We start from the raw sequence: 15,877 nt of genomic DNA, 5'->3' as shown, positions 1-15,877 counted from the left end.
CATGCCGGGCGCAGAAGCTGGTGAACGCCCGGGGCCGCCAGCGCACCGACTCTACCCATGTGCTTGGGGCCGTCCGCTCTCTGAATCGTCTTGAATGCGTGACAGAGACGCTGCGCGCTGCCCTGAATGCATTGGCGTCCGCAGCGCCCGAATGGCTGCGCGTCCATGCTGATCCTGCTTGGCTGGAGCGCTATGATCGGCGGGCGGGCGATCATGACGTGCCGCAAGGCGAGGCGAAGCGGCGCGCTCATGCCGAGCAGATCGGTCGCGATGGTCATCAGTTGCTCGCGGCCATCATGGCTCCTGGCGCGCCAATATGGCTGCGGCAGATCCCGGCTGTTGAGTTGCTGCGGCAGGCCTGGCTTCAGAACTTCTCCATCATTGGCGATGACCCGGCTGCCGGACCTGAGGCCACTCCCCTGGTGCGGTGGCGGACTGACCAGGAGGGGTTTCCACCCTCGCTGTTGATGGTCGCCTCGCCCTACGATCCGCAGGTGCACTACGCCAAGAAGCAGTCCACGATCTGGATCGGCTACAAGGTCCATCTGACCGAGACGTGCGACGAGGGCGGACCACACTTGATCACGCATGTGGAGACCACGCCGGCACCTGTTGTCGATCGCGACGCTCTCGAAGACATCCATGAGGCCCTTGAGGCCAAAGGTCTGCTGCCTGACACTCATCTTGTCGATGCCGGCTATGTCGCGGCCGACCAACTTGTCGCCAGCCGGAGGAAGGGCGTCACGCTGTTAGGGCCGGCTCCCAAGGACTACCAGTGGCAGGCCCGGTCGGGCGAGGGCTTCACGGTGCAGGACTTCCTCCTCGACTGGGAGCGGGAAGTGGCAATCTGTCCGGCCAGACGCGAGAGCCGAAGTTGGGGGCCGGATTACCATCAGGGACGGACCGCATTCAAAGTTCGCTTCTCAACAAGCGATTGTCGGCCGTGTCCGTTAAAGCGGCAATGCACCCGCAGTGCCCGGCGCCTTCTCACGCTCCGACCGCGAGAGGAACACGAGACGCTCGAAGCTGCTCGGACCCGTGAAGCACAACCAACCTTCGCACGGGACTACCGGCAGCGCGCCGGGATCGAGGGAACGATTTCGGCGGGCGTTCGGGTCCTGCATCTGCGGCGCTCGCGCTACATCGGTCTTGCCAAGACGCATCTGCAACACGTGCTGACGGCGGCTGCCATGAACCTCATCCGGCTAGGGGCTTGGTTCGCGGACACGCCGCTCGCACGAACACGGCAATCCGCATTCACCAAGCTCATGATGGCTCCCATCCCAGCATGATGAATTCGCCAGCAGTATCTTTCCCGAAACAAGTCCATCTACGACTTCCAGCCCCTGCGGCAGGACCGATGGGAGCGCTTGGGCGAACTGCGCACTGGCGATGGGCATGAGCTGCCATGCCGGCTGCAGGGGGAATCGAACGCGAGTTCAAGCGGCTGGAACTGGTGCTGGAGCAGATCGTAGCGGTCGAGAGAGCGCGCGATGCCGCGGTGATGGAGCCTGAGGCTGGTGATGCCGATGCGGAGACGATCGCCTGTCTGGCCAGGCTCGGCGGCATCGGCACCGAGTTGGCCACGATCCCAGTGCGCGAGGGGCTGGATCGCCCGTTTGCCACCCGAAAGGAGGTGGCGGCCTATGCCGGGCTCACCCCCAGTCCGTTTGACAGCGGTCAGCGGCAGCGCGAACAGGGGATCTCGAAGGCCGGCAATCCGCTCCTGCGCAAGGCGATGATTGAGCTGGCCTGGTTGTGGCTGCGGTACCGGCCGGAGAGCAAGCTGGCGCGCTGGTTCCACGAGCGGGTGGGACCCGCCCGGGGCCGTATCCGCAAGATCAACGCCGTGGCGCTCGCCCGCAAGCTCCTGGTGGCTTTGTGGCGGTATCTCACTACAGGCCTTGTACCAGAGGGAGCGTGCCTGAAAGCGGCCTAACAAAGATTCGGCCGGCGCATCGCTGGAGAATGCACCGGACGGGCGGGATGGTGTGTGACCGGAGCTGGACAGGGTTTGCTGCCGTCGCCAAAGATGGGTCCCACCTCCTCAAGCCGGCTTGCCTGAATGAGGCATCTTGGTCAGGAACCCTGGTTCCGCCGGATACGAGTGGACAACGCGAGCAGAAGGCTCGCTTGACCCGGCTTACCCACCCAGCCGCTGCATTCGGTGATGGGTCTCACGATGAGAACGCTTGATCATCCGCCTCATACGAGTCGAGGTAAGAGCCGATCCCAATTACCTCCTTTTTCGAGGCTGCGGTGTGTTGCGTGGATTGGATAGTGGCTGGCGGCCAGCCTTCTTCGTCCCAGGCATCGTCTGCGCTGACGGGGACGAGATCCGCATCTCCGTCAAGATCTCCAGCAAGGCGAGGTCGGCAGGGCCAGGCGGTGCGTTGGCCCGGGGCTGGTCACCGTAGAGTGTCGCGGCCAGGGAATGGCGGAACGGCAAGGGCTCACCGCGTTCCTTCGCTGCCAGGCAGAAGTCGAGTGTCTCGGCGTCGGGCGCCACGATAATGCCAAAGCCGGCATGGAACGGCCCTGCATCGAACAGCCGCAAGCCGATGACAGCATCTTCGGAGGCGGAGACCTCGAGGGCCTCGTCGACGAGCCAGACGCGACGCTGTCCGGCCAGCAGATCCTCCAGCCAGAGTCCGGCGGCCTCATGCCGCTCGGCCACCCGGAAGATCGAGAACCACGCCCCGGCCATGCGCTCGGCCAAGGCCCAATCCACCTCGGTCATGCTCTCGCCTTTCTCGGCGAGAAAGCGGTCGAAAGCACGCCGGCCACGCTGGTTCGGCTCGAACAGTGCGACATCGACCAGCATTTCGGCTGTGAACTCCTCCTCCAGCGCCTCCGCCTCAGCCCACGGAGCAACCTGCCTGATGGCCCGGTTCAGATCCGCCCGGCCGCACGCCTTCGTCGCTTCGCTCAGCACACGGCGGATCCCTGCCCGGATCGGGCGATAGGGCGCCAGAATCTCGGTCCGGGTCATGGCCGCCCTCTCATGATCGCGTTCCCGTCAGTCAAACGCTGGCAGATCAGGGCACAGGCGAGGCGTCGAAGTCGTAGGGGATCGGCTGTTTGGGGGCGGATTGCAAGGGATGACGGCTGCGGCTCCCATTGCGGTGATGGTCGAGCGTAACGCATTGCTGTCATAGGCCTTAGAGGCAAGGACGTGTCGGGCCTGCGAGCAAGACCGGCGCTTGCGTAACATCGCCCCGCTGGCCCGAGCGCAGACGATGCTCATACCCCGTAGAGACGGCAACCAGGGTCAGCGCCGCAGAAGCTGCATCTTTGTCCGCGCCTGCCAGCCTTGGCGTTCGAGTTCCGGCGTGTCATCGGTGTGAGCAGGATAGCCCAGACACAGGTAGCCGATAAACGTCCAGTGCGAAGGTACCTCCAGGATCATGGCAACGGTGGCAGGATCCAGGATCGACACCCAGCCGACCCCGATTCCCTCGACCCGCGCCGCCAGCCACAGGGTGTGGATGGCCATCACGGCCGAATACTGCACAGTCTCGGGCATGGTGCGCCGGCCCAGGCCATGACCTTGCAGCGTGGTGCCCTCGGCAAATACGGCCAGATGAACCGGCGCCTCCTGCAAGCCGGCCAGCTTGAGCCTGGCATAAACCTGAGCGCGCTCCACAGGTTCATCCATCAGGGCCTGCGCGTTGCAGACCTCAAAGTTCTGGACGATAGCGGCTCGCCGTTGCGGATTCTCAACGAGAACGAAGCGCCAGGGCTGGCTCAGGCCCACCGAAGGTGCCAGATGAGCTAGTTCAAGCAGACCCGTGAGCACGTCTGGCGAGATCGGAGTTGACCGGAAGTGACGAACATCCCGGCGCCAGACGAACAGCTCGCGAAGCTGATGGCGGAACCCCTGCGCAAAGTTAGGGATAGGCGGTGAACGTCCAGTCCTCATACGGGCTCTGTTCTCTTACTCCGGGGATTCTGGTCAAGCCCTTGGAGCGGCCCTTTCCGTCAGTTCGGCTGATATCACCTGTCGGGTCATGGTTCTCTCCGCGGTCGGCAGACACCGCCGCATGATGGGGTCGGAAGCTTCAGCCTCGCTATGTTGCAGACGCGGTCAATCTGCTCCCTGAGGATCAGGTCTCAGGCCGCAACAAAGCCCACGCGATGGCTGTTGCCTCGTCCCGACAAGGGACATCACTCCGCCGGTCGGCGGATCTCCTAGACTAGTTTCCGTCCACAAACGCACATATTTTGGGGCGTTTGCAGGCACTTACGCTCATCGAGAAGCGATTGTAGGGGCATTGACAGCGAAGACCGCGCCGTTTTTGGCGAAACCGGCATCACGGGCGCGATGAAGTGCACGCCGCGAGACCGATGTTGGACCGGTACCACGGATTCCAAACGGCAGATCGGCGTCAGCTTGAGTTGAGGCGTGTGAAGAGGACGAGGTTGTAGGCCACGACCGAGGACCAGACATAAGCCTTGAAATGATCGAGGCCGCGCCAGGTGCAACGCGCCAAGCCGTAAGCGCGCTTGAGGCATGAGATGCCGGCTTCGATGCCGGCACGGAAGTTGCGCAGCTTGCGATAAACCCATTTGCTTCTGACCATGTCCTCGATCCGAAGGCCGGCTTTCTTGTGGAAGGCCATGTCGCAGACGCCCCACGCCTTCGCTGTGGCCAGGTTGTTGCGTGTGGCAAAGCCGCCATCGGCCGCCGCTTGCCGCGGCGCTTGGCCATAGAGGGCGACGTGGCGCGCCAGCATCGGCAGCAAGCGGTCGCTGTCGGCCGGGTTACCGGCTTCGATCACCAGATCGAGGATCATGCCACTCCTGCCGGTGGTGAGGTTGAGTTTGTGACCATATCAGTATCGCGGCTGCCTTTGACGATGATATCGGCATGCTCTTCGAACAGGCTCACCAACTTCTCGCTGGCGGGGACCGGCTCACCGGCCAGCACCCGCCGCTCGCTCTGTCTGATGATGCGTTCGACCAGCGGCCGATAGTGACGAACCTGGACCTGCCACCTTGCAATTACCCACAATTCTGGCGTTGAACGGCAGCGCTTGCCTGGCTGAAACCGGCATGATTCCCTGTCTGGCTCCTCATCCCTGGAGAGAGGTGCCCCATGGACTGGGTTCTATCTCATCCCTCCCGTAATCATGCTCAGACCCGCAGGCCGGGATCATGTCAGGTGATCTCTGGCCCGCGAAGCTGCGGCTGTGCGGGTGCCACACCATGACGAGGGCCTCGCTCCCGGCACCCCACTCCATTGACGATGCTGCGGATGTCGTCGCCTGGGTCGATCGGGAGCTCGCCGGCTGCAGCTTGCCCGATCAACGTCTCGGCCGGCGCCTCCGCAAGCTTCTCGTCCAGATTGCCGGCGCCGTCGGAGGCAGCCTTCCGCTGGCCTGCCAGGACTGGGCCAACACCAAAGCAGCCTATCGCTTCCTGTCCAATGCCAAAGTCTCCGAGCACGCGATCCTTCAGGGCCACTTCCAGGCCACCCGCAGCCGCTTTGCTGCGGTCGATGGCCCGATCCTGGTCATTCAGGACACTACGGAACTGCCCTACCAGCGCGCACAGCCCCGGCGGATTGGGTCCATCTGCCGGGTCAACAGCGGGCGCGACAAGGAAGGCCGCTACAGGATGCACACGGTGTGCGGGCTGCTGATGCACTCCTGCCTGGCCGTAACCGCAGAGGGGCTGCCACTCGGGCTGTCGGCGATCAAGTTCTGGACGAGAGCTCAGTTCAAAGGCACCAAGGAACTCAAGCGCAGGATCAACCCGACCCGGGTGCCGATCGACCAGAAGGAGAGCATCCGCTGGCTCGAGTGCATGAAGCAGTCCGTGGCGCTGTTTGGCGCGCCGGAACGCTGCATCCATATCGGCGACCGCGAGAACGACATCTACGGGTTCTTCTGCACGGCTCAGGCTTTGGGCACGCACTTCCTGGTGCGGACCTGCGTGGATCGGCTGGCGGGTGATGGCCAGCACACCATTGCGGACGAGATGCAGGAGGTGACGGTCAGAGGACGGCATCAGGTCGAGGTCCGCAGCCCAAAAGGCGCTGTGAGCCTGGCGGTGGTGGAGCTCAGGTATCGCCGCATCCATGTTCTGCCGCCGGTCGGCAAGCAGAAGCGCTATCCGGCTCTGACCCTGACGGTGATCCACGCGCAGGAACGTCACACCCCCAAAGACCGGGCGCGGATTGACTGGAAGCTGATCACGGATCTGCCGGTGCGTTCCCGCGCCGACGCGATCCAGATGCTCGACTGGTACGTCATGCGCTGGAAGGTCGAGATGGTTTAATCACAAATGACAAATTCTGCCTGAGCAGCTTCGGACAGCTCAGGTTAAGTTGGTGGCGGTTGCCGTTGCACTTGCGCCAGCCGGAGCCAGGGAATTGCCCTGTGCCGCAGAGCAGATCTGCAGCAGGAGGCAACGATGCGGGAGTGGCGGGTGCACCGGACATGCCAGCCTCATCCGGACGGGCAGCGCCGGTGGGATCGGACCTATCAGCAATTGATGGCATGGACAAAGCTGTCACAAGACACTGCGGTCCCGACCAACCAACTCGCGTGCTTGGGGGTGAAGTGGAACTCCAGCCGTCTCAGGATGCGATGCGCCTCGTCAGGCGGGAAAGCCTCGTAGAGGGAGCCAGGCGTGTGCGTCGACAGATTGTCCATCACCACCCGGATCCGCTCGGCCTGCGGAAAGTCGACATCCCCCAGCTCGCGCATGCACCCAGCAAAGTCCTTGGCCGTCCGGCGATCCGTGACGTTCACTTTGCGCCAGGGGTGATGCGCATCCAAGAACACGAACAGGTTCACCGTGCCGCAGCGGCGATACTCGTAGTCAATGCGCTCAATCTGCCCGGGCATGGCCGGGAGCGGCTGACGCGTCTCGCCGATGAGTTGGATCGGGCTCTCATCGAAGCACACCACGGTGTACGACGCCAACTATGATGTCCGCCTGATGACGACAGAGATGGCCGGTTTGGTGTGAGATGCATCACTCTTCTCCCGATTGCGGGAGAAGGTTGATGCCGGGCATTCACGTCACCGACCGCCAGGTCAGGCGCTACATGAGTTCACGCAAGGACGGATATTCTCAGGCCGCCGCTGCGGCACGGGCCGGGTTCAGCGAGCGCACCGGCCGGCGCATCGAAGCCGACCCGGTTCTTCCCAGCCAGCGCGAGGGACGGCGCTACCGGACGCGTCCGGATCCGTTCGCCGCAGTCTGGCGCGACGAACTCGTGCCGATGCTGGAGGCCGCGCCCCAGATCCGGGCCACCACTTTGCTCGAAGAGTTGCAACGGCTGCATCCTGGGCGCTATGGCGACGGCCACCTGCGCTCGCTGCAGCGCCGGGTGGCCCATTGGCGCGCCACCGAGGGACCGGAGCGCGAGCTGATCTTCCGACAGGAGCACCCGCCCGGCCGACAGGCTCTCTCGGACTTTACCAATGGCGCCAAGCTCGGCGTGACCATCGCCGGCCGACCCTTTCCCCATCTGCTCTACCATTTCTGGCTTGCCTATTCCGGCTGGCGCTTCATCAAAGCCATCTGCGGCGGAGAGAGCTTCACGGCTCTCACCGAAGGCCTACAGGAGGCACTCTGGCAGCTCGGCGGCGTCCCGCGCGAGCATCGCACCGACCGGCTCTCGGCCGCCTATCGCAACCTCGCCGAGCGCGAGGACGAGGCTAAGGCCTATGCCGCGTTCTGCAGCCATTACGGTCTGCAGCCCACCCGCAACAATGCCGGCATCGCCCACGAGAATGGATCGGTCGAAGCCGCCCATGGCCATCTCAAGCTCGGATTACGCGAAGCTCTCGACTTGCGCGGCTCGAAAGACTTCGCCGACCTGGAGGCGTACCAGGCTTTTCTGCAGGACTTCGCCATGCGCAAGAACGCAGCCGTGCAGGCGGCGCTTGCCATCGAGCGCAAGGCACTGGCTCCTTTGCCGCGCTTTCGCACCAGCGACTACTCGGTGGCGACTGTCACCGTCACACGCTCCGGCACGATCTCGGTGCGCAACGTCCTCTACACCGTGCCCTCGCGCCTCGTCGGCTGTCGCCTCAAGGTGCACATCTACGATGACCGTCTTGTCTGCCATCTCGGGCTGAGCCCGGTGCTGACGGTCCCGCGCCGCTACTTCAAACGCGGCGGTCCCGGTGTCCGCGTTGTCGATTACCGGCATCTGGTCCATGCTCTCGTGAAGAAGCCGCAGGCCTTTCGGCACTCGGTCTTCCGGGAGGATCTGTTCCCGCAGACCGCCTTCCGGCAGGCCTGGGAGGTACTTGATGCCAGGCTCGATCCAAGACAGGCGTGCCGGGTCTATGTCGGCCTGCTGCATCTGGCGGCCACGCACGCCTGCGAGGCCCAGCTGGCCGATCATCTCGCGAGGGTTCTCGCCGGCGGCGGCCTCCCGGATCTCGACCAAGCCCGGACCGTCGTGGCCGGGCCGTTGAACGTCCAGGCGCCGGTTGTCCATGTGAGGGCGCCGGATCCGAGCGTGTACGACTGCCTGATCCCTGTCGATCCCATCGCTGCTTCAGAAGGGGCCGCACCATGACCCGATCCTCATCCGCCGCGCCGCCGGTCGACACGGCGAAGTTGCCGGTCCTGCTCACCACCTTGCGTCTGCCGACCATCTCGCGGCTCTGGCAGGAGATCGGCGCCCGGGCCGATGCGGAAGGCTGGGGATCGGCCCGCTTCCTTGCTGCCCTGTGCGAGCACGAGATCCATGAGCGACACAGTCGACGCATTGCCCGCCATCTCGCCGAGGCCGACCTGCCCCATGGCAAGACCTTTGCGACCTTCGACTTCTCCGCGGTGCCGAGCCTGCGCAAGGCGCAGGTCCTGGCCCTGGCGGAAGGCGATGCCTGGCTCGACCAAGGTGCCAACATTCTGCTGTTTGGCCCCTCTGGGACCGGCAAGACGCACCTCGCCGCTGCGATCGGCACCGCCCTGATCGAGGCCGGCCAGCGGGTGCTGTTCACGCGCACCACCGATCTGGTTCAGAAGCTGCAGGCCGCCCGGCGTGATCTGAGCCTGCCGGCGACCCTGACCAAACTCGACCGCTTCGATTGCCTGATCCTCGACGATCTCGGCTATGTGCGCAAAGATCAGGCGGAAACGAGCGTCCTGTTCGAGTTGATTGCCGAGCGCTATGAGCGCCGCTCTCTGATCACGACCTGTAATCAGCCCTTCAGCACCTGGAATCAAATCTTCCCGGATCCCGCCATGACGGTGGCGGCGATTGATCGTCTGGTGCACCACGCCACCATTCTGGAGCTCAACACCGAGAGCTATCGACGCCGGACCGCGACGGAGGCTAAGAGTGCCGCGGTCTAGTTGTCGTCGGACGCGTCCGGCTAGTTGACGCCGCCCCCGGTGACAGGTCCACTGGGGCATGTCCTGGAAAGATCCCAACGCGCTCCAGATCAAGATCACCCTGGCCGAGATCGAGCCGCCCGTGTGGCGGCGGCTGGTGGTGCCGTGGACCTGGCATCTGGGACAGCTGCATCTTGCGATCCAGGCGGCGTTCAACTGGTGGGACTACCACCTGCATGAGTTCCGCATTGGCGGCCTGCGCTATGGCGATCCGGAGCTGCTCGAGGACGGCGCTTTTGAGGATGACCCGCGCGTGTTCGACGAGCAAGAGGTGCGGTTGCGCGACTTCGACCGGGAGCCGGGCACGTCATTCACCTACCTCTATGACTTCGGGGACAGCTGGCTTCATACGGTTGAGATCGAGAAGCTGCTGGCTCTCGATGCGCCTCCTCGCTTCGGGACCTGCATCGCAGGCGCCCGCGCCAGACCTCCGGAGGATGTGGGCGGCGTGAGTGGCTATGAGCGCTTTCTCGCCATCATGGCCGACCCGGACGATCTTGAGCACACCGAGACCCGGATCTGGTGCGGTGGCCACTTCGACCCGGAATGGTTCGATCTGGCGCTCACCGACAAGGACGTCAGGAACGCCCTCAAGCCCAATGTCCGGCGCCGCCTGCACCAGCCTAAGCCCGCACGAAAAAGCCGGTCATCGTAGTTGACGCTACCCGGACACTAAAATTGTCGTTGCACACCACGGGCCGCATCGGATCCGGCCCCTCAGCATAGAGGTCGAGCACGTCCTCCATGCGGGCCACGTACTCGCCATCGATCTTCGGCACGCACCACATCTTCTGCCGCCACGGCTTGAGCGCGTTCTCGCAGAGGCGCCGGCGCACCGTCTCGCGCGACAGGCTCTCATGGTGGGTCAACCGCACCATCTCGCCAACCAGGAGCTCCAGCGTCCAGCGGGCCCGGCTCGCCGGCGGCTTTGCGCAGGCGGTCGCCACCAGCAGCGCCTCCTCCGGGCCTGAGAGCTTGCGGGCGGCGCCGGGACGGGGTTCCTCGCTGAGGGCCCGCTCCAGGTTGCCTTCCACGAAGCGGCGCTTAGTGCGGTACACGGTCGAGCTGCCGACCACCACGCTCGTGGCGATGTCCTCATCGGCGACACCACGATCCGCCGCCAACAGGATCTGGGCGCGCTTGAGCGTGCGGGCGGCCTGCTTGCCGCCGCTGAGCATCGCCTGGAGTGTGGCGCGTTCAGTCTCGCTCAGGTCAACCCGGTAGCATATGTTCATCTCGGCCTCCCGTGTGAGAGGCCGAGATGAATCAGCCGATGAATCGAGCGTGTGGCGGATGTCTGAGAAAAGCTTCACCGACCAGCAGGGCCAGTACCTGGCCTTCATCGATGCCTACACGTGCGTCCATGGCCGCCCTCCGGCCGAGACCGACATGCAGCGCCATTTCCAGGTCACGCCACCTTCCGTGCACCAGATGATCCTGACCTTGGAACGGGCCGGCCTGATCCGCCGCCAGCCCGGGGTGGCGCGAAGCATCGAGGTGTTGGTCCCACCTGAAGGCCTGCCCCTCCTCCGCCATCCCCAACCCGTCAAATCCTCTGAGCCGAGGATCTAGCCGTTTTTATGCATCGGAAGAGGGATTAGGGCTGGCGGATGTAGCTTAAGCACTTGAAGCAGCGTAGGATTTGGTTGCTGACACCAACCCCTGCCACCGATTGCACCGTGCCACACCCGCCATGCTCGACAATACTCTTCCCACGTTCCCGTTTCCAGCCGTGTCCCGCAAGAAGATCACTGCTGCTTTCGATGCTGGACGATTGTCATCGGACGGCGGCGTCATGCTCCTGGCTCAAGCCGAGCGCCGGCTCGGGATCGCCGAGCGGCTGGCGCGCATCATCCCCGATCGGCGCGATCCGACCCGCGTGACGCACGCGATCCCGGACATGCTCCGCGCCCGCATCTTCGCCATCGCGTGTGGCTATGAGGATTGCAACGACTTCGGCCCGCTGCGCGCTGACCCGGCGTTCAAGCTCGCCTGCGGGCACTTGCCGGAGACGGGTGCGGATCTGGCCTCGCAGCCAACCCTCTCGCGTCTGGAGAATGCCCCGACAATCCGGGATGCGATCCGCCTGAGCTACGCTCTGGTCGACCAGTGGATGGACAGCTATGTGACCCCGCCGGACGGCGTGGTGCTGGACATCGACGATACCTGCGACGTCGTCCATGGCCATCAGCAACTATCACTGTTCGCGCATTACGACGAGCGCTGCTTTCTGCCGATCCATGTCTATGACAGCGCCACCGGCCGACCGGTTGCCGTCGTGCTGCGGCCGGGCAAGACGCCCTCGGGCGTCGAGGTGCGGGCGCATCTGCGCCGGTTGGTGCGGCGCATCCGCACCCGCTGGCCTCTCACCCGCCTCACGATCCGGGGCGACAGTCACTATGCCCGCCCTGAGGCCATGGACTTCTGCGAGCAGAACGGCGTTAGCTACCTCTTCGGACTGGCCGGCAGCCGGCCGCTCACAAGCAAGGTGCAGGACACCGCGGATGCGGTGCGCACTCAGCGGGCGGTCGAGGATCGCGAGGTCGTGCGTGGCTTTGCCGAGACGACGCACCGGGCCAAGAGCTGGTCGGGCGAGCGCCGGGTGGTCGCTCGCATCGAGGCGACCCGCCTCGGGCTCGACATCCGGTTTGTGGTCACCAACCTGATCGGCACCAGTCCACGGGTCATCTACGAGAGCCTGTACTGTGCCCGGGGTCAGGCCGAGAACTGGATCAAGTTCCACAAGGCGCAGCTCGCCTCCGACCGGACCTCGTGCCGGCGCGCGGTGGCCAACCAGGTTCGGCTGGTGCTGCACACGGCCGCCTACTGGCTGATGCTGACGGTGCGCGAGGCGATCCCGGCTGTGCGCGATCTCGCCCGGGCGGAGTTCGCCACGCTGCGGCTGCGCCTGCTCAAGATCGCCGTGCGGGTGCAGGAAACGGCCAGCCGCATCCGTTTGGCCTATGCGTCCGGCTGTCCCGACGCCGACCTGTTCCGCGCCATAGCGGCGACACTCCTGCCTGGCCCGAGAGCAGCCTCGCCCTGAGAGACGGGGCCGCCATCGCCCCGATCCTCCCATCCGATCCCTGCAAACGCGTTCCCCACGTTCCAGACCTCGCCGCGATGAAAAAGACGCAGCGGATCCGCACGCCCGCGCCGCAGATCAAATCATCCCAGCCCACTCAGGTGAATACGATGGGCTAGTCGGCTCCTGGACCGAGCCGTACCGCTACACAGTAGGACGTTGGGCGCAGAGAGCCCTATGGGCCTTCGCTCCGTTGATCCGCTTGCCCGCGGGTTTGTCCTGCGGGCTTTTCGTCGGTAGCTCCAGAGCATCCGCTCGGCACGAAATGCGTTCGAGGATAGCTTGAAGTGGGAATTCTGCCGCCTAAGAAGAGTAACATCGAACGCCAGAGGTTTGCCGATTGCTCCAGGAAAACCCTCTTAAACCGCGCTCACGGCAACGGCCCCATCGGCTCCTGAGTGATGCCGAGCTCAGGAAGTATGGACTTCATCGTCCACCACGCTTCAGGGGCACTCTCGTGACGCAGGCCAAGGCCCAGCCCCTTAAGACGCTCGCTTTGATCGTGTGGAACGGACCTGCGAAACTCCTTTCCAGCCTCGCCCGCCTCAAGAGAACGCTGTGAGACCGTCCAACCACTTCTTTGCCTTCCTCCTCGTCGTTCCCCATGCAGTCGCAGCAGCCTGTCCCCAGCACTTCTTCGGCGGCGCCGAGCCGACACTCACCAATCCGAAGCTCGCCCCGAATACCCGCCAGATCTGTTATACGGAATTTGCCCTTCTGCATTCTGGCCTGACCCGTACTCCGCTTTGGGTGGCTGAGCATCTGACGCCCAGGCGAGCCAAAGGGGCACGGGCGCTCAACCGGTTAAACAACTTCCACGCGGATCCCAATCTCCCATCAAACGAGCGGGCGGAACTCTCGGACTACGTTCGCAGCGGCTTTGACCGTGGGCATATGGCCCCAGCGGGTGATATGACGACACCCCAAGGCATGGATGAATCCTTTTCCTTGGCCAACATGGTCCCGCAGAACTCCGAGAACAACCGTAACCTGTGGGAGAGCATTGAACGGGCTGTGCGGGACTATTCGGAGCGCCGCGAAGTCTATGTTGTGACAGGCCCCATCTTCCAAGGGGAGAACCTGCAGGCTCTGAAAGGGCGTGTTCTGGTGCCCACTCACATCGCAAAGGCCATCTATGATCCTCAAAGCAACATCGCGGGAGCCTATCTCGTCCCTAATGCGCCCGGGAACGATTACAGGATTATCTCCTTGGCCGAGTTGCAGCAACTCTCCGGCATAGACGCATTCCCACAGTTGCCAGCATCTGTGAAGCAAACCGCGACCAGCCTGCCTGTTCCGGCACTGAGGCGCCCGAGAGGCGGTGGAAGGAGCGTCTCGAGCTCCCCTGTCGAGCAGAACGCGCAGGTGCCCTCCCCTCGACCTTCGACAGGAGGCTTCGTTGGAGACATCCTTGATGCTATCGATCAATTCGGACGCCGCCCATGACCAAGAAGTTCCAGCCCTTTGCTGACGATAGTGCGTCGCTAAACATTGGCGATTTCACTGTTGAGAATGGCACTGACAAAGTCGCCTTGTATGGCTCCTTGGACGTAACCCGCGATAAGGCTGGGCTCAAGAATGCCAAGGCATTGAAATCGGCTGTCGATGCTATCGTGAAAGCATTGGAGCAAGACAAGGAACTGCCTGATGAGAGCGGCCCAACAGAGGCACCTCAGCAGGTCAAGAACCCGTTTGCATAGATCGAACTACAGTGGGGGCACAGATGATACGCAAGCTTACGACGCTCGCTCTAGCGAGTTTTATGTCTCTTGGTTCGTTCGGAGCAGCGGGAGCTGTTGGCAGCCTCGATCAATCAGCGCCCTCCATGAGCGTTGAACGCGTCAAAGAGATCCTGATGGCTCAGCGCGTCAGGTTTTTGGTCCAGATATTCACATGATGGATGTGCATGCTGCCTCCGGTCACAAGCTGAGATGCCACCCGAAAGCCTATGCCAGGGCGACACACTCGATTTCGATGTCGAACTCCATCGGCCAGGAGGCTACCGGCACGAAGGTGCGCGACGGCGGGTTTTCCGGAACGAAGCGGGCGTACACCCGGTTAATGGCGGAATAGAACCCGGCATTGGCAGCGTAGACCCTGACCATCACAACCTTATCGAGGGATGTGCCCGCACTCTCCAAGCAATGTTGAACGGCTTTGAGCGAGGCTTCAGTCTGAGCCTCGCGGATGGCACGGAGTGGATGATCCTCCCGCACCCGAGCTTCCAGATCGACATAAGAGAATAGTTCCCCTGTCCGTTCGTCTCGCCCGCGCATTCGATCCCTCCGGCTGCCCGCGCCGAGTGAATCATACCGGAGCCTGCGCCGCCACGGACTTTTCAACAGCCTGCTAGAGTTCGAGTATCTGCTCGACGGCCACACCTGTCATGGCAGCCTCTTGGGTCAGATTAGGCGATTATGAGCCCGTATGCGGAAGTTGCAATGGTAGTGTCAGGCTTTAGGTGTCCACCAAACCGGGCGCCGTCAATAGTGAACCGTCCCGGGATTCCCGGAGGCTCCAACACCTGACAGGATGGAGCCATGACGAAGCGAACACCCCCGTATTCACCAGAGGTCCGCGAGCGGGCGGTCCGGATGGTTTTCGAGCACCGCGACGAGTACGCCTCCCAGTATGAGGCGATCCTGTCGATTGCGGCCAAGATCGGCTGCTCGCGCGAGACGCTGCGCCACTGGGTGCGGCAGGCCGGGTGCGACCAGGGCCTTCGCCCCGGGCCGACGAGCCAGGAGCAGGAGAAGATCAAGGCCCTTGAGCGTGAGGTACGCGAACTGCGCCAGGCCAACGAGATCCTGCGCAAGGCCAGCGCGTATTTTGCCCAGGCGGAGCTCGACCGCCGCTTCAAGCCATGAAGGCCTTCATCGACGAGCATCGTGAGGTCTACGGGGTCAGCCGATCTGCCGTAGGACCACCGTCAGCGACGCCGCTGCCCCTTGCCCGCGCGACCGGGTCGGGCTTTGTCTATGTGGCCTTCGTGATCGATGCCTTCGCCCACCGGATCGTGGGCTGGCGTGCGTCACGCTCGGCTCGGGCCGAGCTCGATGCTCGATGCTCGATGCTCTCGAGCAAGCTCTCCATGACCGGCAGCCCTGGCAAGCCAACCTCATTCACCACAGCGATATGAGGGGTTCAATACGTGTCACTGAAGTACACCGAGCGCCTCGCCGAGGCGGGGATTGAGCCATCGGTCGGCAGTGTTGGCGACGCGTACGACTGTGAGAATGTGAGAGCCGCTCGGAAGGCCTGACCCTTCGTACGATTGACTGCGTGTCATTGCATTGACGTGTCGGTCCTCCGGGCGGCACCTGACGGTCTGCTGTCGCGTGACTTGATAGGAGCTTGAGGGTCTCGTCCCATCACAGTCCTGTCCGCTCGCAGGAACCTGTCAGGTTCTTACCTTCGGAGGACGAG

11 protein-coding genes, 7 pseudogenes and 1 other annotated feature are annotated in these 15,877 nt (G+C 63.6%); of the genes and pseudogenes, 11 read left to right on the top strand and 7 right to left on the bottom strand.

Features of this window, described 5'->3' with window-relative positions; all coding sequences use genetic code 11:
* Positions 1-2 precede the first annotated feature (2 nt).
* Both U0023_RS28885 and U0023_RS28880 read left to right on the top strand, forming a co-directional pair.
* Positions 3-1,292, top strand: a pseudogene (locus U0023_RS28885) (transposase); the annotation flags it as partial.
* Between the two features lie 116 nt (positions 1,293-1,408).
* A complete protein-coding gene (locus U0023_RS28880) occupies positions 1,409-1,939 on the top strand; it encodes an IS110 family transposase (RefSeq protein ID WP_009495279.1) in 531 nt (176 codons plus the stop codon).
* Positions 1,940-2,236: 297 nt separating this feature from the next.
* Here the strand turns inward: U0023_RS28880 and U0023_RS28875 are convergent, their stop codons facing one another.
* From U0023_RS28875 to U0023_RS28865, 3 genes and pseudogenes are all read right to left on the bottom strand, one after another.
* Positions 2,237-2,992, bottom strand: a complete 756-nt coding sequence (locus tag U0023_RS28875) for a hypothetical protein (RefSeq protein WP_009495278.1) — start codon at positions 2,990-2,992, stop codon at positions 2,237-2,239.
* Between the two features lie 279 nt (positions 2,993-3,271).
* Positions 3,272-3,922 carry a 5,6-dimethylbenzimidazole synthase gene (gene bluB, locus U0023_RS28870; protein ID WP_009495277.1) on the bottom strand — a complete coding sequence of 217 codons (651 nt, stop codon included), beginning with the start codon at positions 3,920-3,922 and terminating at the stop codon, positions 3,272-3,274.
* A gap of 466 nt (positions 3,923-4,388) precedes the next feature.
* Positions 4,389-5,002: pseudogene (locus U0023_RS28865) on the bottom strand (transposase); the annotation flags it as partial.
* A 155-nt stretch (positions 5,003-5,157) separates the two neighbouring features.
* Between U0023_RS28865 and U0023_RS28860 the strand changes: the two are divergent.
* A complete protein-coding gene (locus tag U0023_RS28860; RefSeq protein WP_009489072.1) occupies positions 5,158-6,282 on the top strand; it encodes an IS4 family transposase in 1,125 nt (374 codons plus the stop codon).
* Between the two features lie 257 nt (positions 6,283-6,539).
* Here the strand turns inward: U0023_RS28860 and U0023_RS28855 are convergent.
* Positions 6,540-6,917 (bottom strand): annotated as a pseudogene (locus U0023_RS28855) (IS630 family transposase); the annotation flags it as partial.
* A gap of 98 nt (positions 6,918-7,015) precedes the next feature.
* On the opposite strand from U0023_RS28855, the gene istA reads away from it, so the two are divergent.
* From istA to U0023_RS28840, 3 genes are read left to right on the top strand one after another with little or no spacing between them, the layout of a single operon-like run.
* Positions 7,016-8,545 (top strand): IS21 family transposase, encoded by a 1,530-nt coding sequence (istA, locus tag U0023_RS28850; protein WP_322883816.1) that lies wholly within the window; start codon positions 7,016-7,018, stop codon positions 8,543-8,545.
* Entirely contained in the window at positions 8,542-9,327 is a 786-nt protein-coding gene (gene istB / locus U0023_RS28845) for an IS21-like element helper ATPase IstB (RefSeq protein WP_009489075.1), read from the top strand. Before istA ends, istB begins: the two co-directional genes overlap by 4 nt.
* Positions 9,328-9,385: 58 nt before the next feature.
* Positions 9,386-10,021: a plasmid pRiA4b ORF-3 family protein gene (locus U0023_RS28840; protein WP_009489076.1), complete on the top strand. Its 636-nt coding sequence runs from the start codon at positions 9,386-9,388 to the stop codon at positions 10,019-10,021.
* 25 nt (positions 10,022-10,046) lie between these two features.
* Here U0023_RS28840 and U0023_RS28835 read toward each other — a convergent pair.
* Positions 10,047-10,601 (bottom strand): annotated as a pseudogene (locus U0023_RS28835) (helix-turn-helix domain-containing protein); the annotation flags it as partial.
* 58 nt (positions 10,602-10,659) lie between these two features.
* Here U0023_RS28835 and U0023_RS28830 point away from each other — a divergent pair.
* The 4 genes from U0023_RS28830 to U0023_RS28815 all read left to right on the top strand — a co-directional run bounded on the left by U0023_RS28830 (position 10,660) and on the right by U0023_RS28815 (position 14,151).
* Positions 10,660-10,938 (top strand): LexA family protein, encoded by a 279-nt coding sequence (locus U0023_RS28830; protein WP_009489078.1) that lies wholly within the window; start codon positions 10,660-10,662, stop codon positions 10,936-10,938.
* 121 nt (positions 10,939-11,059) lie between these two features.
* Positions 11,060-12,412, top strand: coding sequence for an IS1380 family transposase (locus U0023_RS28825; RefSeq protein WP_322883815.1), 1,353 nt, complete (start codon positions 11,060-11,062; stop codon positions 12,410-12,412).
* A gap of 597 nt (positions 12,413-13,009) precedes the next feature.
* A complete protein-coding gene (locus tag U0023_RS28820; protein WP_009489081.1) occupies positions 13,010-13,897 on the top strand; it encodes a DNA/RNA non-specific endonuclease in 888 nt (295 codons plus the stop codon).
* Positions 13,894-14,151 (top strand): hypothetical protein, encoded by a 258-nt coding sequence (locus U0023_RS28815; RefSeq protein ID WP_009489082.1) that lies wholly within the window; start codon positions 13,894-13,896, stop codon positions 14,149-14,151. Before U0023_RS28820 ends, U0023_RS28815 begins: the two co-directional genes overlap by 4 nt.
* A 246-nt stretch (positions 14,152-14,397) precedes the next feature.
* Here the strand turns inward: U0023_RS28815 and U0023_RS28810 are convergent.
* Both U0023_RS28810 and U0023_RS35750 read right to left on the bottom strand, forming a co-directional pair.
* Positions 14,398-14,634: pseudogene (locus tag U0023_RS28810) on the bottom strand (RidA family protein); the annotation flags it as partial.
* Positions 14,617-14,727, bottom strand: a pseudogene (locus U0023_RS35750) (IS5/IS1182 family transposase); the annotation flags it as partial. The pseudogenes U0023_RS28810 and U0023_RS35750, both read right to left, overlap by 18 nt.
* Before the next feature lie 264 nt (positions 14,728-14,991).
* Here U0023_RS35750 and U0023_RS28805 point away from each other — a divergent pair.
* Positions 14,992-15,680: pseudogene (locus U0023_RS28805) on the top strand (DDE-type integrase/transposase/recombinase); the annotation flags it as partial.
* Positions 15,273-15,400: a sequence feature (AL1L pseudoknot), on the top strand. It overlaps the preceding pseudogene by 128 nt.
* Positions 15,681-15,877 lie beyond the last annotated feature (197 nt).

This window comes from Microvirga lotononidis, assembly GCF_034627025.1.
In the GTDB taxonomy this organism is placed as follows: domain Bacteria; phylum Pseudomonadota; class Alphaproteobacteria; order Rhizobiales; family Beijerinckiaceae; genus Microvirga; species Microvirga lotononidis.
The sequence above is the reverse complement of the archived record's forward strand: the minus strand, read 5'-3'. Positions and strand labels throughout refer to the sequence as shown.